Origin of the sequence: Aetokthonos hydrillicola CCALA 1050 (assembly GCF_017591665.1) — a bacterium.
GTDB classification, from domain to species: domain Bacteria; phylum Cyanobacteriota; class Cyanobacteriia; order Cyanobacteriales; family Nostocaceae; genus Aetokthonos; species Aetokthonos hydrillicola.
On the sequence record NZ_JAAKGC010000047.1, the window covers coordinates 20,717 to 42,693 of the forward strand.

Below are 21,977 nucleotides of genomic sequence, written 5' to 3' on the forward strand. Positions count from 1 at the left end.
GATGACTGATGACTGATCACTGATTTGATTAGTTTCACTCTCTACGCTGTACGGTGTTAAAGGTTTTTTAGTCCCTTTAATTACCACGGGATTAGCAAATTTCAGCTTTCCCCGTATTTGCCCGATGTTTAACGTGAGGCAAAATTACTTACCACACGGGTTAAGACCAAACCTAGCTAAGCGATGTTCTAACTCCAACGGATCAAGATTAGGATAATGTTGCTGTAGCCATTCCTTTCCTTGTCCTTTTTCGTAGGATTTCAAAAAGTCAACTTTCAGGGCTTTAGTTGTAAGCAGATCACAATTTGCTCTAGCTACAGCTTCACCAGCCCATTGAATAGCGCCTTCACCACTATGATACTGTTTACGTACAGCATCAATACATTCTTCTAATGAGGGCTTGCGGTGAAAAACTCTTGTATGGTTTGCCATCCTGAGAGCATCACGTTGTGGATCAATGCGCCAGTTTCCGTTTTCATCCTGTTGCCATAAGTTATCTTTGGCGGTGCTTCCTAATTGATCATTAAAATCAAACTGCCGCATTCCCGCACTATTATGGGTTAGATAGCCATCACAGTAAAAACAATGAGCTTCTTCTACTTCTATGTCGTATGTTTGAACATAATCGTAGCTACCTAATCCCATCACTGTGACTGGAATATCCAAGGAGATATCTGATTCAGCGAGATAACGTTCATAGTTCGTATCAACAGAGAGAGAACTTTGAAAGCCCATTTCTCGCATCTCGTTAAAGGTGTACGCCTCCTGCATAATATTACTGGGTACAGTAAAGCCGTACATTTTTAGTCCTTGGCTGAGCTCTCCTTTGAGACTGTGGGGAGCAATCAAAGAATTATAACGCTCTTTTAACGCTGGAATCGTAAGGTTATACTTAGCTTGCCATCCCTGTTGCTCTGGATGAGTGATAGAGATTCTACTTGCAATACCTAAGCTCGATAAAACTGCTCCAACTTGTCTAATAAATGAGCGATAGACTGTTGTTACTAAATGGGGTGGTCTATTATTAACAGATCCGTTGCTATCCATTAATCCTGCTAAGTAGGCAGATCGAGTGTCTACTGAACCTTGCAGAATAAAACTAGGAACTTCAAGAGGAGCATTTGGCTGCTTGATGTATCTGTCGAAATATTCAGCCAGTTCCATGGATGAGCAGATTGATTTTGCAGTGTTATCAACCTTGCTGATGCTGTGAGAAGCACTCAGTCCAAATAAACTTAAAGCAGAATCTATTTTTGCTTGAATTCTTGCACAAAATTCTTGATCTACGTTGTTTGTTGACCATTCAACGCTACCAAAATTAAAACCTAGGGTTATATAGCTTTTGCCATGAGTCAACCCAATTAACCAAGCTACTTCAGGAGTGAGATCCGGAATTCTTAAACTAGAGAGACGGTTCACTCCGTCTTTACTAGGTAGATGTGTAACTGTACCGGGTAGTACTTGTGTATTGTGTAGAAGGCGATCGCCCTCAACTAAATCCGCAACACGCTTCCAGTTAATTCCGCCCTTAGCATCAAAAAGAACTGCTTGTTCGTGGTTTAACGTTGCTCTTGGGTAAGTAGCATTGGTTTCGATTTCATAAACATCCTGAAATCCTTGGTCAAATTTATCGACAACTCGCCGAAAGCCAAGGGGAGTCTGTACTAAGTCACCCACTTGAACATCGCGAATAGAAACAAGACCTTTAGAGGTATGAACCAATGCATCTTCAGGTAAACATCTTCTAATGTTACCAGCAACAATTGTAACAGCAGCTTCATCAATTAATAAACAGCATTCTACTGAATTTAATTGTCTTCCTATAGCATTATTAAGAATGGATGCGCATCGTTCATAAAGTCCAGGCAATTTTACAGGATTTGCTACCCCGCCAAAGCCTTTGAGTGTTTCTCCGGCTTTACGGACGTCACTGATATCAACAGTAACTTGAACGTTTCCTGAAAATCGTTCATCTGTGGACAGTTCTAATAGGGTTTGGTAAGACTTCACCCAACCTTGACGACTATCACCAACGTGAATTGTGACGCTATCGCCTTCTATATTTACTTGTGTTTCCTCACGACGTTCTTGCCCAGGAGTACTACCGAGCTCACCCTGCACAGTAACATTGAGGTAATTGCGGATAGTAGGCAATTGGTTGATATACTTCGGCTCTATAACAGCTCCAGTACCACAGCCCATCATTGCCAAATCCATAATTAACCCAAAAGCACTCCAGTTTTGAAGATTGGTAGAAGTGCAGTTGTAAGCGCCAGAAAAGTTCTTTTGCTTTGTTAGCCAATCGGTACCACCAACCCATAACCAGCGTCCACTAGGTAGTGCTTTTAAGTTTCGCTGCATCCGCTCTAGAATATCAGCTTCATGGGGAAGTAGCTTTCCAAGGCTGATTAAACCTTGTAGGGTGCGATCGCACACCTGATCCCATGATTCTCGCAGCAGAGAACCTTTAGAGCGGCTATATGTCCTAAAAAACACAGGATTAGCAGCGGGAGCAGTTTCCGGAAATTTTGCACCTTGGCGTTTGCGTTCAAGCTCTCGAACCATAATTTAAGTCTTGTTGCTTATCGACAGATCAAGACTATACGCTAACTGAAATTATGGGTCAAAGATTGAAAAATTATTATATTTACGCTACATCTTGGGCTAGAGACAGGGGATCAACCTTTTAAGCTTCCGGACGTTTAATTTTTATATTTCTTATCATGAACATAAGCCCTTGGCGATCTTCTCTTAATGATGCGCTTAATTGTAACAGCAGTCAGCCACATTCCCGGTATTTTCAACTAGCGACTGTCCAAGCTGATGGACGCCCAGTTAATCGTACCGTTGTTTTTCGGGGTTTTCTTGGCGATACGAATCAACTCAAAATTGTTATAGACACTCGCAGCCAAAAGTATGAGCAAATACTACATCAACCTTGGGGAGAAATTTGCTGGTACTTTACCGAAACTCGTGAGCAATTTCGCCTTGCAGGAGAATTGACACTCGTCGATGCTAATCATCCCGATCCAGAACTCCAAAAAGCGCGTCAGTCAACTTGGCAAGGTCTTTCGGATAATGCTCGGTTACAATTTGCTTGGGAACAACCTGGTGAGGCTAGGGCTAGTCAAGATACTTTCTCACCACCTTCGCCTGATCCAGTTAATCCTTTAGGGAATTTTTGTTTATTGTTACTCGATCCTGTTAAGGTTGATCATTTGCAATTAAAAGGCGATCCCCAAAATCGGTGGTTTTATTTACGTGGGGAGTCTGAGATTTGGTCTACTGTGGAGGTTAATCCGTAAAATCGTTGTATCTTCCTTACTACCTAGGTGGAAGTTATAATAATTTCATCGTAAGGCACGCAGAAGGATGAGTTTAGACGCGATCGCTAAATCCCTAATACCAGCCCTTTCAAGGTGGGTAACGAAGACGCGTTGTTTCAGGGCGATCATTCTGACTTCTGTCCTGAAAAATCAAACCCTTTGACGATTGAAATGACCAATTTTCGTTCCTTATTCCACCACCTTGAAAGGGCTGATCCCTAAGACTTACGCACTATACAAATTGACTATCATGTGTATTAACGGAGTACTATTCGCCTAATAGATGTATTGGAATACTTTCCTTTGGAAGCAGTAAATAATCAATCAATTCGTCCCGCAGATGCTTAGACACATAGCTATCACCTTGAAGACAATCTAACAAAAGATTAATGACGTAGAGATACTTATCTAGAGCTTTACTATCTTCTTCGCAGAACTCTACACTATATCCAATATCCAGATGCTGAATCATTACTTGTTGCAACTTGTTTGACCAATGTTCCCATTCCAATGCAGGGCTATCATTGGCTGGTTGACAAGATTGTAAAGATATTAAATCATCTGCTAAATCAGCATAGGCGTTATCTTTTACTAAATTAACTGTTTCGTTAAACTTAGAGCGAATATTAAAATGATTAGGATCAATGTCTAAACGTTTATGAATAAAGGGATCAGCTTGTGGAATTTGCCAATTTTGACTAGAGCTTTTATAGGTAGCAAAATTATGAATTACTGATAAATTAACAGCAATATAAGATATTGGTTGAGGTTTAATAAGCTTTTTTCTTTTCTCATTAATATCTCTTAATTTTATAGAGATACTTTTAGCGATACTTCGGTCAACATTTATATCATTATTAATATATAAGTCCGTATCTAAATCAAGAGTTAAGTACATTATTCTCCATGAACTGGATGAAATTTGGAATGCATCTGTAACTTTTTTTAACCATCTTAACATTTTTTGCAATTCGTCACTTTTAACCAGCTTATTTGCATAGGAGAAGATGGATTTTAGAAAATTATCAGTATCACGCGATAAGCATCCAGCAATTATTACAAATACTTCTCGCCACTGATAATTTGTCAAATGCTGATTAATGATTTCGTAGTTTAAGAAATGAGTATCACGAGTTTCCAATATATGTTGAGCGGTAAAGTACTCTTGAAAAGTTAAGTGAGAAAATGCATAAATTCCTCTAGCTTGTTCAGTAAGAAGACCATGGTGAGTCTCAATAGTCTTTAACACTAATTGGGTATCCACCTGAGTTCCAACCCCATCAATATTTTCGAGAAACTTACCAATTTGCTCTTCTAATTCGAATTGATGCCAGAAGTAACGTTGAGGTTCTTGGATAAATGCATCATAAGCTATTTCTCCTAACATATTGATTTTGCGTTGACGTGAAAGCATATCTCTGTAAATATTTTCACGCTCTATATTCCGACTGGCATCCCATCTACTTAGGAGTATCTCCACGGCATCATGATATAACTGATATCTATTCTTAGGTAAATCATAACCTTCTCCAACTATTAAACATAATAGAGTGAGTAGCAAAGGATTTTTAGCTAAATTTATAATAGATTTGCTTGTCTCTAGTTTGAATAGAAAGTGTTTTATTTTATCTTCGTGAGAATTATTAAACCATTTTCTTATAAAGATTTTTATTTCCTCTATGTCAAAATCGGCAATTTCTACTTCAACAAAGTCTTTAAATACGTATTCACAAGCTCCATGCCTGCAAGTTATGATCATATAGTTTTTATTGTATTTTTCATTAAAATCATCGATACTTTTGTATACATGATTAAGATCTCTAGTTAAAACTTCATCCAATCCATCTAGCAAAATTAAACATTTACCTTGCTCTAAATATTGTCGAATAAATTCCTCTAACTGTTTTTGAACATTCAAGGGAATATCAGAAATAGATTTAGAAAACTCCTGTATAAGAGCATCTGCCAGGCTTAGTTCAAGTTTATCTTCTGCAAATTTTTTTAGTGGAATTAAAAAAGGTAAAGGTTGTTCTATTATATTTTCCTGATTATCGATACAAAAAATTTGCTTAACATGGGTAGCAATATATTTTAGAAAAGTAGTTTTACCTGCTCCTGCTGTTCCCCACACTATAAGTCTGCGGGTTCCTTTTACTACTTCTTCGCCCGAAAGACCTTTCTCAATAACTACCTGACCAAAGTTATTAGTGTCCCGACTCAGATCATATCTATCATCAAGTAATTCTTCTATTGTTTTTACTTGTCGTCTTTTTAAAGTTCCCTCTAAAAGATTGACTTTTACAAAAATATCATTTAATTTTATAGGTTGATTCATTATCAATATTTTTATCTTGTTACATTCTCGTTCAATCTTTTCCCAGTAAGATTTTATCCAGCTTTTTCGTACATAAATAGATGGGAGTTGTGATTGATTTAATGCTTCCCAATAACTATCATTATTTAGCAAAAAAATACATAAATAATTGAGGTTTATTTCCTGTATTTTTGGTGTTGGTTCATCATTAAAGAAAGAACGAATCGTTCTCTCTGAAATTAAGTTATAGTCTTTTTCAACCTCATTTTTAAATCTCTCATTAAGCTTTGCTACAAGTTTTTTAGGCGAACTACCACACTGCTTGCTATAAGCTTGCTTTAATCTTTTAAAAACTTCTACATCAACTTCAACTGCCATTTTTTTACTCCTTTTAAGGAATTATTATTTACTAAAGACGTTATATTATCAAATTAGCTAGAAAATAAATCTTAAAAAATTGATTTTAAAAACTAACACATCTATAGTAATTCGTGAAAGAGTTGCAAACTTACTGCTTAAGACAGGGCATAGGAAAGATAGAATTGCAGATGTACTTAGTTTTTCATGAATGATTTAAGACTGCTCTATTATAAAGTGAAAGATTTTACATTATGCGAAATCACTGCTTATTGCCGCTTATCGCCGCTGAATTTAATTGTGACCGTTGAGTATCGGATGGTTTATGAGATAAACATATGTGTAACCTTACAGGACTCTCTCCACCTTCTGATGTTATTTTGGGAGGGAAAACTCACTGGTTGGCGTTCCCTGGTAGTATAAGGTTTTTATTTTAACTAGCTTGTAATTCATATATTGGTCAACTTTTACAGTGCTTAAATCCTAAATACCAGTTCTTTCAAGGTGGTGGAATGGGGAACGAAAATCGGCCATTTCAATTGTCAAGAGATTAAATTTTTCAGGATAGAAGTCAGATTAGCAGCTGAAACAAGCTGTCTTGGTTAGTCACATTCAAAGGGCTGCTCCTAAATACTAGATTGTTGAGTTGAAGCATAAAGGAGGTAGCTGACTATTACAGAGTTATCAGTATAACCGAGTGAGTTTACACAAAAAAACAGACGTACAACAGATTACTCAAATACGGGCAAAAGTATTTTACATACCCACTCGTAAACTTAATTATTAAACCTAACGTTTTACTCTTGCTATCTTTCCTCACTCCACAAACCAAATAACGTTCACAGGTTTGTTATGGAAGTATGTACGTGTGGGTAGTTAGTTGTCTAATTTCAATTCTTAACTTATTTTTCTATTACTGGGAATAGTTATTTTGATTGGTCACCTGGTGTAACCGCCTTAACAGTGTTTATACTGTCTTTTTCTTGCTCCTCAATATCGCTAAAGTTCTTCTGTGCTAACAAATCTTGTCCACAACAGCCTTCTACCCAGTTATCATTTGCCTTGTGCTTGCATACATTTTTAGCGGAACTTTTGTTAACAGTACTTTGATTCATGGTTAGTTGGTTCCTTTTTATCAATACTGATAGCCATGCAAGAAGTATACTGTGAGTAGCGACAGGCGGCAATAAGCGGCAATATTTAATGAATTACCTCTATTGCAGAGGTACTAAAATGCCCAAAATGCTTAACGGGTAAAGAAATTGATAGTACTGTAAGCAATGATGACAAATTCTATATTTATTGGTTGAGGGCAAAAAAACTGTACCGATTAAAATCTCTGGAATTTAGGTGCTGCAAACCCTTGAGTGCTATATTTAATTACTACATTCGATTTCGTTATCTTAGATTGATACTTTTATGGATTATTTAAAATTTCTATAATAATTAATTTTAAAATAAAAAAAAATTATCTTTGTATAATCATGATGATTGTTAAGGTATATCTGTTGCTGCTGGCGGAATTTAGAGTTCTGGGTAATGAGAAGTGATTAAAAGCGTCGGTTCCTGTTCCGTTTGAATTGGAATCTTAAACTTCAGTACGAAATGAAAGTTATCATTTTTTGACAAGATTACAATAATCCGGAATACAGTTGTTCTAAGGTTTTTTTACTAAACAACCAAATAATAAAAGACTATATATTGGCTGAAACTATATTACGGTTACTGATTTTTTTCACATTTTAGACTTCGTCTTTGATCTTCGGTAAGAAACTTCGGCGTTGCATAAAAACTGAGCCAATTGACAGTTGAAACAATTGAACATTCGTTCGTTCCCCATCGGATGAAATCGTTTCATGATTCAGCAACACTGCAGCTTTATTTATACACATTCGAGCAAATTCACTCCATACTCCTACTCAGTTTCCACTCTGAACAACTATGTGTAGTTATGGAGACTGACACAATGCTTATTGACGATTACTCTGGTATCTAATACAATGAGATTTTTGACTTTTGCGATTGACGATTCTAAATAGATCCTATAAGATATAAGAGCGACAACAATAAGGGTCTGTCCAAAGGGCTCAAAAGTTAGTACTAATGAGTAAATCTACGGGCAGCTGGGGCAGCAGTTGAACATCTGTTCAACTGCTACTTCAACGATTACTGAATATTTTAAAAGTCTATTCTTAATCAAAAAAATTGGTTCTTCGGTAGTTGTTATGCTAGACCATTAATTAATCAGGGAACGGGGGCGTTTAATAGAGAAAGTCGCCAGATTCAAGATTCCGGCGACCAGCAACCAATAAGATCAGCAATATGAATGGCAATCTTAATTAAACTTCTGAACAGATTCAGATATCCTTAGCTATTAAGGCTTCTCTTTTCTCTGGTTTTTTTGGTGTCATCCTGCAAGTACTAGCTGAATTTATTTCCATTCTGAAATTTCCGAAGCTAGTAGTTACATTCTTCCCTAGCAAAGCAGTCGTAGTTATTACTATTGCTATACTAAGAAATACGCTTACAATCATCCAAGAAGTATCAATTTTTATTGATACTTCGACATGTTTCTTTGGCCTTAACCACATTTTAGTTTTCCTTGTCTTGTTTTAATTTGTTGAAGGGAGATTCGAGACTAGGTACAAGAAAAGGAAGACTTACCTAAGCTTGCGACAACTATAAGGGTCTGCCTAGACTTGAAACACCTATCTTGATTCCGACCGTAATTTAACTATAGATCGTGGACATCACTAATAGTGTAAAGTTCCATTTATCGCCGTCGTTACCTCTCGTTGCCATATTCATAGCCGTTTTAATTACTTCTGCTTAGGGTCAAATTCTTCTAAACTTACATCTTGCACCTGAAAATATGATATAATTTTTATTACTCAGTATTAAACTACAATTCTTGATGTAGCGATAAAAGTCAAGAAAAATCAGGTAGCTTTATTGCGCATTTTTTTACGTTATCTGGGATTATACTGAGAGGTGCAAGATGTGAGTAAAGCCTCAGTCCGAGAAAACAGAAATCCCAACTGTTCATAATCATTCTCTTAGGTGATTTCCAAAAAAGAAAATACCTGGGGAATGCGAGTTTCGACTTCGCTCAACTCGCGATCTCTCAGTTGGTTGAGCGAAGCCGAAACCAACTAGGGTGGTATATTTATTCGTGTAAATCACCTTAAATGTTGCAACAGATCAATAATCTTGTGCGGCGAACGGCGTTCGCCCTTACCCACCTTATGTGTTGTTTTGTTTTAGAGAATTGGGATAAACTCTCCATTGCATGACACGTCTGTAGTAAGCAAAAAACGAGGGTCAACGTGTCAAGTCAACTCACGTCGACCTTCGTAAGTTACGCTATCCTAGCTTTTTAACGACACAGGTGCTAAAAATTTACTGCCAGCAATCAATAATTGAGGCTGCGGTAGCAGCATTACCCAAACCAGCTAATCCATAGCTATCTTCAATTGTGCGTAGAACATTATAGTGATTGATCGACTCACTATACTGTCCGGTTTTGACATGAGCACCAACAAAGATAGTCGGAATCCGATTGCTGGTAGTTCCATTATCTTCATCCCAAGTTACGATCAGTAAGCTGTTGTTAGTTTTTGCCCACTGTGCATAGGCATTGATATTATTTTTGAGCCAGGTATCAGCTATTTGAATCGTACCATCGTGCATATCATTTTGCTGATTGGGAACAACAATTGCAACAGTTGGCAAACTGCTAAAATTCGTAGGAAAGCTTGTAAACGGCTGATTTAGGTTACTAGCAACATTACTGAAATCAACCCAAGGATTGTGTTTGCGATAGTACAAACTATTAGACGAACATCCTGTATAACCCACACTTGGCATACTCTCGGAATAACCTATAAACGTGTGAGTACTGCCCACTAACTGGTGAGCCAGGTTATCTCCACTGAATGTTAATGGGCAATTGTCGTTTGTAACGCCTTGTGTTGATCCGCTAAACAACGCCAGATAGTTCGGTTGGCTTGGATGTGTCACACCATGGGAATTAGTAAAGAGCGCTCCTTGGCTTGCTAGCGAGTTAATGTATGGTGCACTACTGGAACCAATGATCTGTGAGTATCCATGGTTTTCTTCAATGACGATAACAATATGATCAAAACTCGGTACTACCGCTGCTAACGCTGCTTGAGCGCTCATTGCGACACTAGCTAACACCGCCAATCCATTGGTAATTGCACCAGCCCATTGTCTGCTTCTCAACATATATAATCCTTTGGTCAAATTTCTCAATTGCAGATTCGCTCTGTTTTCTGGAGTAACTAAAATTAGCTCACCAGTTTCTAGTTGTCTTTAATTCGTCTTGTGCGCACATAAGAACCTGCTAATATCATCCATTACTAGATTTAAGAGGAAATTAAGTTCTCTTTAATTCCTCTATTGACCTACAGGAATTTCAATGATAAATTCTGCTCCATTCCCTGGAGAAGAAATACACTGTAATTTTCCGCAATGTTTCTGTGTGATAATTTGGTGACTAATAGATAAACCTAATCCTGTACCTTTACCGATAGGTTTAGTTGTGAAAAAAGGATCAAACAATCGCTGTTGGTGAGTTTCAGGAATACCCGAACCATTATCCGCAATTCCAATAAGCAAGTGCTTGTCGTCGGTGAGTTTAGTCCAAATACGAATTTCAGGATTTACCCCTTGTACTTCGTTCTCTACAAGTGACTCCTCAATTGCGTCAATTGCATTTGTTAAGATATTCATAAATACTTGATTGAGTTGTCCTGGGTAGCATTCTACTGTTGGTAATTCACTATATTCTTTAGTAACTTTGATTGCTGGACGGTTAGAGATAGCTTTGAAGCGATGTTCTAAAATCATCAATGCACTATCTATACCTTCGTGGATATTAACCGCTTTCTTTTCTGCTTCATCTAAGCGGGAGAAGTTTCGTAAAGATAGCACAATTTTTTTAATTCTCTCAGTTCCGACTTCCATTGAAGTGAGCAGGTTTGGTAAGTCTTGACTCAAGAAATTTAGTTCAATAGCTTCTGCTTCTTGTTGAATTTGTGGTGCTGGATTAGGATAGTGTTGTTGATAAAGTTGTACAAGTTTAAGTAAATCTTCAGTGTACTGTCGTGCGTAGGTCAGGTTACCAGAAATAAAGCTAATAGGGTTGTTGATTTCGTGTGCTACTCCGGCTACTAACTGACCTAAACTGGACATCTTTTCAGTCTGGACTAACTGAATTTGGGTTTGTTGCAATTGCTTTAAAGTGTGCGCGAGTTCCTGCGCTTGCTGTTGCAGTGTTTTTTCTTGTGCACTGAGTTGTAATACCTGCGCTTTTGTTTGTTCAGTTAATAGTATTTGCTGCCAAGCTACAATTGTGGCAATTACAAGAAGTCCGCCCAATACCGAAGCAAGTACATTGAGTGGTACTAGTTGAGATTCGATGTTCTCAAGGGGTATAATCAGGGCTACTGACCAATTTGCTTGTTCAAGAGGAACATGGGCAACATACTTCCATTTTCCATCGACTAAAGCAAGTTTCATTCCTTCCTGTTTGTTGACCATTCGCCGAGCAATATCAGCTAAGTTAGGATCGTTTGACTCCAAAAAGCTTTTAGCTGATTTTTTGGTTGTTGACATCAACGCTTGAGGAGGATGAATGATTGGTTCTCCAGTAGAGTTAAGTGCGAAAGCATAACTGCCCTCGCCGTAGCGTAGTTTATTTATTATCTCACTGACACGACCGACTGTTAGGTTTCCGTTAAGTGCTGCTATGGGAGGACTGGCTGGATCATAAGTTTGGCGAATTGGTGTCGCGATCGCCACCACATGAATTCTAGTAATAGGCGTAAAGAAGGGATCAGAAATATTATTTTGTCCCGCTAGTGCTTTGCGTATATCATTTCTAGACTTGACGTTTTTGTGAGTGTTACCTATTCGGGTGTTGTAATGTGAACCATCGGGATAGGTGACAGCAAATGTAAAAAATTCCTGAATACGCCTAACTTCTCCGCGCAAATATGGTTCTATTTGTGACCAGTTTAAAGAACGTACAGTATCTGTATTCGCAAGAGTGTAGACTTCTGCTTTACGAACCGCTAACCATTGATCAATCTCATCTGTTCTTTGATGAACTTGAAGTAAGGCTTTTGCTTGAATTTGCTCAAGAATTAGCTGTCGAACTAGTAGATAGCTAAAAATACCGATTGCTCCTACAATCAAGGTTGTGTTAATCAAAATCAATGGCGTCGTCAAGTTACGCATTCGCCTTTGGCGCTGCACTTTAGGCGATAGCGTTCGCGAAGCGCTGCTGCCAAAGGCAGATCGCGTTGTGTGTTCTTGTGGAGGCAAACGATTTTTTAAAGCTAGTCTCATCTTTATTATTTTATGTAGCCAATGTTATATTTTTTTTGTTTCATTCCCTAAAGTTCCCACTCTGTTAGCATAATGAACATCCAACACTGAAATTAGCCAGTATTGGATCTACGAAAAGATTATTTTGTTACCTATACTTTGATCTTGCCATCCATATTAAATAGGTACTAACCCAACTCCCTGCTCGAAATTTCGGTACGCTGATAATAACATCACTTCTAGAAAATACTCCCACCAAGGTAATAAACTATGCTCTCCTTGATGCCAGTCTTGGGAGGACTTATATAGTGTGGCGTAAGCTGGAACTGGTCGAAACCTAACAACCTTAGTACCATCTGGGTAAGTTTCACTAATTAGATTGTCTGTTAACTTCCATCGCCCACCCTGCCCAGGAGTGAACTGGTAAAGGTCACGATGCAATTGTAAAATTACACTGGGAGTAAAAGGAATATACGCATAGCTGCTGTGAATAGTGGTGAGTACATCTCGGTAGCCAGCAATTTCTTGTTCAGAGCGATCGCGCGGAGTGGTTTTCTCGGCGATTAGTTCCTTAATACGTTCCAAAGGTGCTGTAATGCCTTCTATCCGGTTAGAAGACTCTGTACTTTGGATAATTGCTGCTTGACGAAGAGTTTCCAAGACTTGGGGTGATTGTTCTTTGAATAACTCTTGCTTACCTTTGTACTCACCAATCAACCGGATAGTACGCAGTAAATTTTGATTAATAAACTGATGCTCAATAAATCCTGGTTCAAAAGACCCCATCGGCTTATCTTACAGCTAAATCCCCGATCCATCCAAAAACTCTTCTATCACTCTATCTTCAAGAAGGCAAGAGCGATTTTTAGTCAAATGTACTTCTTCTGTTAAAACGTGAGAATCAGGAATATAAGGGATTCTAAAAGCTGAACTTAAAGCAGGATGCTCTTGTTCTTGCATTTTTTCAATTTGTTGTTCAAGTTTCTCGATTCTGTCTACTAAAACACGTATCACTTGAGCTTCTGCGTCTGGTAAAGATCCGTGTTCTAGAGGTTCGACTCGAACACCAGAACGGTGAATAATCCTACCAGGTATACCAACTACAGTACAGTCAGAAGGTACATCTCGCAAAACAACAGACCCAGCACCGATACGAACGTTGTTGCCTATCTGGATATTACCGAGTACTTTTGCTCCTGCTCCAACTACAACATTTTCACCTAAAGTAGGGTGGCGCTTACCACATTCTTTACCTGTACCACCAAGAGTAACCCCTTGATAAATCAGGCTATAATCACCTACAATAGCTGTCTCCCCAATCACCACCCCCATCCCATGGTCAATAAAAACACCCTGTCCGATTGTTGCGCCAGGGTGAATTTCAATACCTGTGAAAAAGCGACCAATATGAGAAATCAACCGGGGGATAAAGGGAACACCAACGATGTGTAGCCAATGAGCCAATCTATGGAATAACAGAGCTTGCAAACCAGGGTAGCAAAACAAAACTTCTAACCAGCTACGAGCAGCTGGGTCACGATCAAAGATAATACGAAAGTCTGCAAGGAGTGTAGATAGCACTTTTATCAAAACCTCGTTTGCCCAAACAAGTTACACTCTATTTTACCTTTCTATGGATCACTAAGTTGGAAAAATACGCCACCTTTGAGTAATTGTGTGTCGTTACCATAGCTACTAATGGTGAGCGATCGCAAATTCTCAAAAAACGGCTTAGCTACTATTTTCGCGAGTTTGAGAACTGGTATTTGGCTCTCTACAGTCCGCTGAATCTTTCTCCAGTCGAGATATATATACCCTTGGTTAGGTTGAGGCATAGCAGCTGTACTCGCTTGGAAATTGGGATTGTCAATTAAAGAATCTCCCTTAAGATTGAGGACTTGATTCATCGCCTCTATTGAGTTGGTAATAATCTCGTAATTTCCTTGGCTGGTGTGCGTTCCATAAACCTTTGCTTGAATTGTAAACGCTTGTTGGTCTTTTGTACTAGCAGGTTTAGTTGTTAACTTTGTCCATCCGGCAATTTGCTGTTCCCCTAGAGTAAAGGAATTGAGCAAAAGTCCATGGGATGAAGCAATTTTATCCCAACGTGCAATTCCTGGTGATGTTGCCTCTGATTTTTCTACTACAAAAACCCAGTCAGGAGTTTTTTGCTCTTGGTGGGGTAACAAACCTATGGCATATTCTCCTGTTACCCAGTTCAACACATCCTCTTTCCAATCTATGCCCAAATGTTCTTGAATATCGGCTAAAGGTTTGGGTAATTTGGTATCTTCCTGCGAACCAGATATGACGGCGTTCGCCTGTTTCCAAAGTTGAGATAAATTATCTTGACCTAAAGTGCTTAAATCGGAACCGGAAATTGCCAAGCCCGCTGATGCTGGAATATATTGTAATGCTCCTACAGGCTTAGATAATTGCTTTGCTGGAGGCAAAGTTTCGTCTTTAGCTATAAAAGTAGTTTCTGTTAGCAATCCTTTCGGGTTTAATACCACAGACAGAATTTGGCTATCATAAGTCTTATCTTTGAGTTGTAACCCTTGCCATTCTGCTACTCTAGGCAGATTAAGAAAAGCGATCGCCACTGGCGACTTAGGTAGCTCTTTGATAGCTTGCTGGTATTGGCTGGAACTCGCCAAATTGAGATCGGTAGCTTGAACATTATTGATTGCTTCTCGCAGAACTTTGAGATTGTTGGCAAATAGAACAAAGCGATCATCTACAGCTGTACCTACAAGATGATTGTTGTCATCAATCAGTTTAACGCCTTTGTAATTCTCAACAGACAACTTAGCTCCAGCTAATTCCCGCTTAGAAAAGAACGAATCTACAAACTCGCGGCTTTTCTTTGATTGATTAGTTGTAACTACCATGAGATACCCAGGCTGTTTTCCATTCTCTGGCTGGTGATCAATATCTAGACTAGTAACCGCCAGTGTAATTTCGTTACCCAACCAGGGTTGAATATCTTTTTGATAATCAATGCCAGTGTCAGCCAGTAAGCCGGTTTTTATTTTAGAGAGATATCCGTTACCTTCTTGTTCTACCAAGCGATCTGGATTCACTAGCATAGACACCATAGCTGGTGATTGTTTAAGCACAAACATAGCAGTACTTGGTTTTCCTGTAGTTGCAACACTGCTCAATACACCAAGCTGACTCTTATTACAAGCTGTAATACCTACTAGCAACAGGACGACGATACTAACTATAAGGACACTCAAGAATGAACGTTGTTTCATATTCTTTTACATATTGGGTTACGTGCGCACACCAAACCTAATATAAACTGCCTTGGGAAAACTACTGACACAGTACTTTGATAAACCCCAAACCCTAATGCCTAATCCCCAATCCCCTGTTCCAGTAATTGAGCAATTTGCTGATTAATAGTTGTCACATTGAAACGCTGACTGGCGCTAGTACGTGCGTTATTGGCTATTACGCTCGTATTTTCTTTGTCGTTGAGACAAGTCGTAATAACCTGTGCAAGCTGTTGAGGGTTTTCTGGTGTGACTAGAAAACCATTGACGCCATGTTCTACTATTTCCATTGCACCACCAGCCTTTGATGCTACCACAGGTCGTCCACAAAGCATGGCCTCTACAATAACTCTCCCAAAAGGTTCTGGAGAAGTCGAGGTGTGTGCTACCAAATTACAAGCAGTCATTAACTGGGGAATATCGGAACGAAAGCCTAAAAACTTGACTCTGGCTTCTATCTCAAATGTTTTTACTAGATTGTGCAACCGCTCAACATAATCATGCTCACCAAAAAGTGCATCACCAACTATAATTGCTGTGACTTCTGGAGGACATTTTGCGAGTGCTTCTATTAGTATATGCTGACCTTTCCAGGGTGCAAGACGACTGAAGTGTCCGACTACAAATTGTTTGTCTACTCCTAGTTGCTGTCTAATTTGAGTAACTTCAGACTCACTAACATGATACACTCCAGGAGCAAAACCGTTGTAAACAACTTCAGTAACTTCTGAACGTCCTCCTGCTTCGACAAAAGCGATTTTGCTTGCTTGAGAATTGGCAATAACTAGTGATGCAAAACGATTGGCTAAAGTAACAGCAATTCGCCGGTTAGTTGGGCTAAAATGTTCGGGAGATAGAATATCGTGCAAATGATAAACTAGGGGACGACGGCTGAAAAAACTAGCTATAGCCCCAACAACCAACGCTTTTTGTGTATTGGCGTAGATTAAATCGTAATTAGCTGCTTTTTGTACAACTTTAGCAATCAAAGGTGCCAGTTGAGTCAGACTGCTTAGTCCTTGTTTGAAGCTGCTTTCTTTACGAACTTGGATTTGGTTAGTTGTCAGGACTTCGACTGGGATTTGGTTTTGCTCAAGTAAATTCTTAAAAGAACCGTCTGCAAATAAACCGACTAAACAGCGATCGCTATAAGATTTAGCAATATCTATCAAGCACAGTTCTGCTCCGCCTGGTTTACCGCTTTGGTCGAGAAAGAGAATTTTCATAAGTGAGAATTTAGTTTTTCAGCCATATAAGCGCCTATAAGGGCTTCCGAACATTTAGTATGCCACCAATTTAAGACTTCCTGAATTCACGCTAATAGAATTTGTCGCACATCTTGAGCTATTTTATTCCAATCAAAGTTACCGACGGCGTACTGGCGGCAGTCTTGAGGTAAAGGGATAGAGACTTTTCCGAGTAAAACCTGTTCTAATCGTTCGGCAATAGAAGAGGCTTCAATAGAAGAAGTGATTAAATCTGGAGAGAAAGGTTGTAAGATTTCCGGCATTCCACCAACCGGAGTACACAAGACGGGAGTTCCACACGCTAAAGATTCTACTAGTGCTAAACCAAACCCTTCAAAAGACTGACTAGGCATCACGGTTAAGTCGGCGGCTTGGTATGCTAAGGGTAATTCGTCATCAGGTAAAAACCCTAAGAATTTTACGTGGTTATCTAGTCGCAGTTCTGTAGCTTGTTGTTGTAGTTCAGCTTGTATTGGTCCACGCCCCCCTATTGCTAACCAAACATCTGGAACATTGTGTTTAATTTTAGCTAGGGCGGTTAATAGTTTGTCAACTCCAACTCTGTGGACTAAACGACGCGAGGTGAATAAAATTTGGCGATCGCTAGGCCAATTTAGCTTTTCTCGGCAAGATTCCTTTGATAATTTCGGTTGAAACCGCTCAATGTCAACCCCACCAGGAATAACATGAATTTTTTCCCAAGGGATTTGATATTCTTCGTGTAAGATCCGGCCAAATGCTTTACTGAGAACAATAAGGCGATCGCAACGGTGATAGGTTCTTTTTTCTATAAGCCATTGCTTGACTAAAATACTGAATCTCTTCTCAGCGACTTCCTGTTCACTCTCAAACGCCCAAGGACCATGAAAGTTAAAGGTAATCGGTACTTTCTTTGGTAAAAGATCTAAAATAGGCAAGCTGTACAAGGCAAAGTGCAAATTAATGGCATCTGGGTTGCCGACTCTTGTTTTCCGAAAGTTTTCCCGAATAGTCCACAGTCTTTGTAAAATAGGCGCATCTGGTGAACCCAGGTTAGTTAGCTTAATTCCCATGTTAGGTTCAGCTTCTGGTAGCCCAACTCCACACACTTCTATTTGGTCTTGATTTGCTGCTAATTTTTGCGTCAGTTCATACATATACCGTTCTAAACCTCCAGGAGTTTTAGGGAACCACCCTAATCCCAGACAAAGAATAGATGCTGAAATAGAATTTTTTTTGCTACTTTCCACCAATTTTTCTCCACTTACTATATAGATCTACAGATCTTTGTGTTTGTTCTCTCCTACATTCACATCAACTGTATTTTGCTGAAAGCAAAAGACTTTTAATACTACTACTCAATCAGACCAGATTCCAGACATGATAGATTTGTTTTAGTCGTCCTTTAAGTAGATCCACGATGAAACAACTTACCGCTCCGAACTGAGATTGACTCCCAACTCCTAAAAAAACCTACTTGAGTAGTAGAATATACTTGAAATTATCGGTTTACGGATTCTATCTTGAGAAATCCGTTTCTCGTAGGAGAGCAGTCTATCTCATCGGCAGTTCTTTAGTCATCAAAATTTTTAATTCAACCCATCTTCTGTACCCTTAAGTGTCACGCTACGAATTTTAGGGAACAGGATAACCGATTTTTGGCGAAAAAATTTAAAAAGTTACTGTTGGAATAAACTCATTATTCACTGTTGTCCTTAAAATTCCGTATTAAGCTTAGTTTGATACTTGAGTTTCTTTCTTGGATTTCAGCAAAATTTCTTATCCCACAAACCGATATCATGGTAATCTGTTACGAGTGAATTAGGTGAATACTACTCTTTACAAGGAAAAGAGAACACTAAGAATGTATATAAAGCAGTGATGCTGATCACCGATGTAATGATTAATACAAAATAAAAAACGTAGCTATAAATACATCATGATTTGGAACCCTGTTACCCATAACATACAAGTTGAGAAAGAGGTGCTTAGGTGAAGGTGAAAAAGAGATGAATTTCCTTCGAGTTGATGGCAAGTTTCTTCGTATAAAGCCAAATTAGACGGGATGACTTAATATTATTACAATTAAGAATCTCTGATGCAGAAAAATTAGGTAATTAAAATCTTAAAGCTTTTTATTTTTTTTGATAAAGTTTTTGTAAAACTGCTTTTTCTTATTTTTAAATTTATATATTTAATCCAGAAACACTTAATTTATACAAAAAATGGGTGTTAAGTCGATTTTAGACTTTGAATCAATGTATTTGTAGTTTCAAATACATTTATTTAATCAAAGTCATGAAACACAGAAGTATTCTTATCAATGAAAGCTTTTATTGGTAAATTAGTAAATAATAATACTTCTAAGCCGCAACGTACCGTCCTTTCAGCGTGTTTCAAAGAACCTGATATATGAGCCAAAATTTGTTTTATGGCAGATGAAGAAGAGAAAATCCACGGTTTAAGTATGAGGGTTTAAATTCTTCAGTATTTAAGTAGTCATATCATCAATAAGAGCATGTTTCACAAAGACAATTATTTTCTTCCGAGTTTGAAAGGGGAAGAATTTATACAACAGGAAATGTCCTTGTTAAGGCTGATAATTGACCGGAATACGTTCATACTTGGAGATTACCTATTGGAGTAAGTCACAAAATCATTTATCAAGCTAAGAAGCACGTGTATAAAATATTACGTGAATAAATGGTTGCTTTGTTCTTATCCAAGCTGAGCCTATATTTTAATCTTAAATTTATTTATAAAAGTTGGATTTTGACGAAATCTTCAGAATTCCACTAGTTATTGGTACAGGCTAAGATGCTATGATAGGGTCACAAATTTTACAATCAAATAAAAATAAGCAAGGTGAAAGTGGACAACTTTTTAACAAAAGAGTTTGACTACAGCAACTTTAGCTGCAAATTTCGTAATAAGCTTATATAGGTTCAACCATAATTTTGGGGAAGCCGAGATCCAATGAGCGAAGAATTCCAGTTAATTGCTGTCACTAAACCTATAGTTTGATTAAGATTAGAATAATTTTCGCTTAAAAAGAATAATCTGCTAAAAACTCAACAATAAAAAAAGCTGATAAGAGACCGACAAATAATATTATGAATACAAAACAAATTCTCCAGAAAATTCAAACATTAATTCCCCATACTTGGCTATATCAGCTGCAAGAAATCCACTCTAGTTTACTATTCCGCTGGATTTTACACCGTGGGAGTAAGTCACTCACGTTTAGTCAAAAATCAATGATGGTGTTTTCTCCTCATCAAGATGATGAAACCTTCGGCTGCGGTGGGATGATTGCTCTCAAACGTGAACAGGGTATACCAGTCGCAGTTACTTTTCTCACGGATGGACAGGGATTTGGTGGTTCAGATGCGCAAACGAAAAATGAAATCGTCGAAATTCGCAAACAAGAAGCAGTCAAAGCCTTACAAATATTAGGAGTCGAGCAATCAAGAATTCACTTTTTGGAGAAACCAGATGGAACTTTGCAAGATTTAGAACCAAGACAACGTCAACAAACCATTGAGCAACTGGCTGAATTGATAAGTTTTTACAAGCCAGAAGAAATTTATGTTCCACACCGAAAAGACTGTCATAAAGATCATGAGGCTACCTATGAATTAGTTAAGGAAGCAATACGTGACGAAAAGACGCAAAACCTCTACAAGCAGGCAGGAATTGAAGTTGAACTAGTACAGTATCCTATCTGGTTGTTTTGGAGATCACCACTGTTTATTATGCTCAAGTTGGAGGACATCGCTACTGGTTACCGATTTTCTATTGCATCGGTTCAAGACAAAAAAAATAAAGCAATAGCCTCGTATCGTTCTCAAATAGAGAGCCTACCCCATGGGTTTGTGAAGAGGTTTTTGGGATCGTATGAGATCTTCTTCAAAACAGAAGAGTTTTAACAATGATTAGCGGATTTTTAAAAGCGATTCTATGGAGAAAATATAAATGAATATACTACATGTAGTTAATCATTTACAAGAAATTGGTAACGGTATTGTTAATGTTGCAGTGGATCTCGCTTCTTTACAAGCAAAAGGTAATCATAACGTTGCTGTAGCCTCGGCGGGAGGAGAGTACGAGAGATTACTAAAAGACTATGGTATCAAACACTATAGACTAGATCAAGCAAGAACACCATTAAATATTGTAAAAGCTGCACGGAATTATCGCGAGATTGTGCATGAGTTTCAACCGGATATAGTTCATGCGCATATGATGACAGGAGTTGTGCTAGCAGCTGCTATGAGAAATAGTTCCTATGGTTTGGTTTCCACAGTACATAATGAATTTCAGCGTAGTGCTGTATTAATGGGATTGGCAGATCGGGTGATTGCAGTTAGTAAAGCAGTAGCTGATTCAATGATACGACGTGGTATACCCGAAAAGAAGTTGCGGGTAGTTCCCAATGGGACATTAGGGAGTCCGCGCAGTCAGAGAATTCAAGACTACAAAGCGTTACCTTTACAACGTCCGGCGATCACCACCGTAGCAGGGATGTATCAACGCAAAGGAATCGGCGAGTTAATAGATGCTTTTGTGAAAATTGCTAATGATTTTCCACAAGCACATCTATATTTAGTAGGTAATGGTCCAGATCGGGCAATGTTTGAGACAAAAGCTCAAAAAACAGCTTTTAGCGATCGCATTCATTTTGAAGGATTTCAGCCAAATCCTCAACGTTACATGCTATCAACAGACATCTTCGTTCTTGCCTCATACAACGAATCTTTTGGTTTGGTTCTCACGGAGGCGCGTGAAGCTGGTTGTGCAATTATTGCCAGCGATGTTGACGGTATCCCTGAAACTTTAGATAATCGCCAAGCTGGTATTCTGGTGCCGCCTAAAGATAGTCATGCTTTAGCTGATGCTTTGGCAGAACTACTGAGTGATCCTTCTAAATTGGAAAAGTGGAGATGCGAAGCGGCACAAAATCTGGAGCGGTTTAGCGTTGCGCGAGTCACGGAGGAAACGCTAAATGTTTATAATGAATTATTAAGTAATTGCGGTGCAGTTAGAGTTACGAAGAGTTTGTCAGAAGTTAGAACAACATAGTCTAGGTATTCAGTAAAATCAAGCCTTTTAGCGCTTT

The 21,977-nt window shown here is 38.4% G+C and carries 13 protein-coding genes; 3 read left to right on the forward strand and 10 right to left on the reverse strand.

The features are described from left to right. Window positions 1-144: 144 nt before the first annotated feature. On the reverse strand, window positions 145-2,565 hold the full coding sequence (locus G4P69_RS21800; RefSeq protein WP_243902278.1) for an LAGLIDADG family homing endonuclease: 2,421 nt from the start codon (window positions 2,563-2,565) through the stop codon (window positions 145-147). Window positions 2,566-2,723: 158 nt separating this feature from the next. Between G4P69_RS21800 and G4P69_RS21805 the strand changes: the two genes are divergently transcribed. After that, window positions 2,724-3,305, forward strand: coding sequence for an Npun_F5749 family FMN-dependent PPOX-type flavoprotein (locus tag G4P69_RS21805; protein ID WP_208340558.1), 582 nt, complete (start codon window positions 2,724-2,726; stop codon window positions 3,303-3,305). A gap of 289 nt (window positions 3,306-3,594) precedes the next feature. On the opposite strand, the gene G4P69_RS21810 is transcribed toward G4P69_RS21805, so the two are convergent. The 9 genes from G4P69_RS21810 to G4P69_RS21850 form a co-directional block, all read right to left on the reverse strand. After that, window positions 3,595-6,018: an NACHT domain-containing protein gene (locus tag G4P69_RS21810; RefSeq protein WP_208340559.1), complete on the reverse strand. Its 2,424-nt coding sequence runs from the start codon at window positions 6,016-6,018 to the stop codon at window positions 3,595-3,597. A gap of 905 nt (window positions 6,019-6,923) precedes the next feature. Next, window positions 6,924-7,112: a hypothetical protein gene (locus G4P69_RS21815; protein WP_208340560.1), complete on the reverse strand. Its 189-nt coding sequence runs from the start codon at window positions 7,110-7,112 to the stop codon at window positions 6,924-6,926. Between the two features lie 2,284 nt (window positions 7,113-9,396). Further along, window positions 9,397-10,245 (reverse strand): alkaline phosphatase family protein, encoded by an 849-nt coding sequence (locus G4P69_RS21820; RefSeq protein WP_208340561.1) that lies wholly within the window; start codon window positions 10,243-10,245, stop codon window positions 9,397-9,399. 171 nt (window positions 10,246-10,416) lie between these two features. Continuing rightward, the gene (locus G4P69_RS21825) at window positions 10,417-12,372 is read right to left on the reverse strand and encodes a sensor histidine kinase (protein WP_243902279.1); all 1,956 of its coding nucleotides are present in this window, start codon (window positions 12,370-12,372) and stop codon (window positions 10,417-10,419) included. A 156-nt stretch (window positions 12,373-12,528) separates the two neighbouring features. Beyond that, complete coding sequence (locus tag G4P69_RS21830; protein ID WP_243902280.1) at window positions 12,529-13,137, reverse strand: Fic family protein; 609 nt, start codon at window positions 13,135-13,137, stop codon at window positions 12,529-12,531. A gap of 15 nt (window positions 13,138-13,152) precedes the next feature. Continuing rightward, the gene (gene cysE / locus G4P69_RS21835; protein WP_208340562.1) at window positions 13,153-13,932 is read right to left on the reverse strand and encodes a serine O-acetyltransferase; all 780 of its coding nucleotides are present in this window, start codon (window positions 13,930-13,932) and stop codon (window positions 13,153-13,155) included. A 50-nt stretch (window positions 13,933-13,982) separates the two neighbouring features. Next, on the reverse strand, window positions 13,983-15,611 hold the full coding sequence (locus tag G4P69_RS21840) for a DUF3352 domain-containing protein (protein WP_208340563.1): 1,629 nt from the start codon (window positions 15,609-15,611) through the stop codon (window positions 13,983-13,985). Window positions 15,612-15,712: 101 nt separating this feature from the next. Continuing rightward, window positions 15,713-16,858, reverse strand: a complete 1,146-nt coding sequence (locus G4P69_RS21845; protein ID WP_208340564.1) for a glycosyltransferase family 4 protein — start codon at window positions 16,856-16,858, stop codon at window positions 15,713-15,715. Between the two features lie 86 nt (window positions 16,859-16,944). Continuing rightward, on the reverse strand, window positions 16,945-18,108 hold the full coding sequence (locus G4P69_RS21850) for a glycosyltransferase family 4 protein (RefSeq protein ID WP_208340565.1): 1,164 nt from the start codon (window positions 18,106-18,108) through the stop codon (window positions 16,945-16,947). Between the two features lie 1,863 nt (window positions 18,109-19,971). Here G4P69_RS21850 and G4P69_RS21855 point away from each other — a divergent pair. Further along, window positions 19,972-20,787: a PIG-L deacetylase family protein gene (locus G4P69_RS21855; RefSeq protein WP_208340566.1), complete on the forward strand. Its 816-nt coding sequence runs from the start codon at window positions 19,972-19,974 to the stop codon at window positions 20,785-20,787. Between the two features lie 46 nt (window positions 20,788-20,833). Next, window positions 20,834-21,940: a glycosyltransferase family 4 protein gene (locus G4P69_RS21860; protein WP_208340567.1), complete on the forward strand. Its 1,107-nt coding sequence runs from the start codon at window positions 20,834-20,836 to the stop codon at window positions 21,938-21,940. Window positions 21,941-21,977 lie beyond the last annotated feature (37 nt).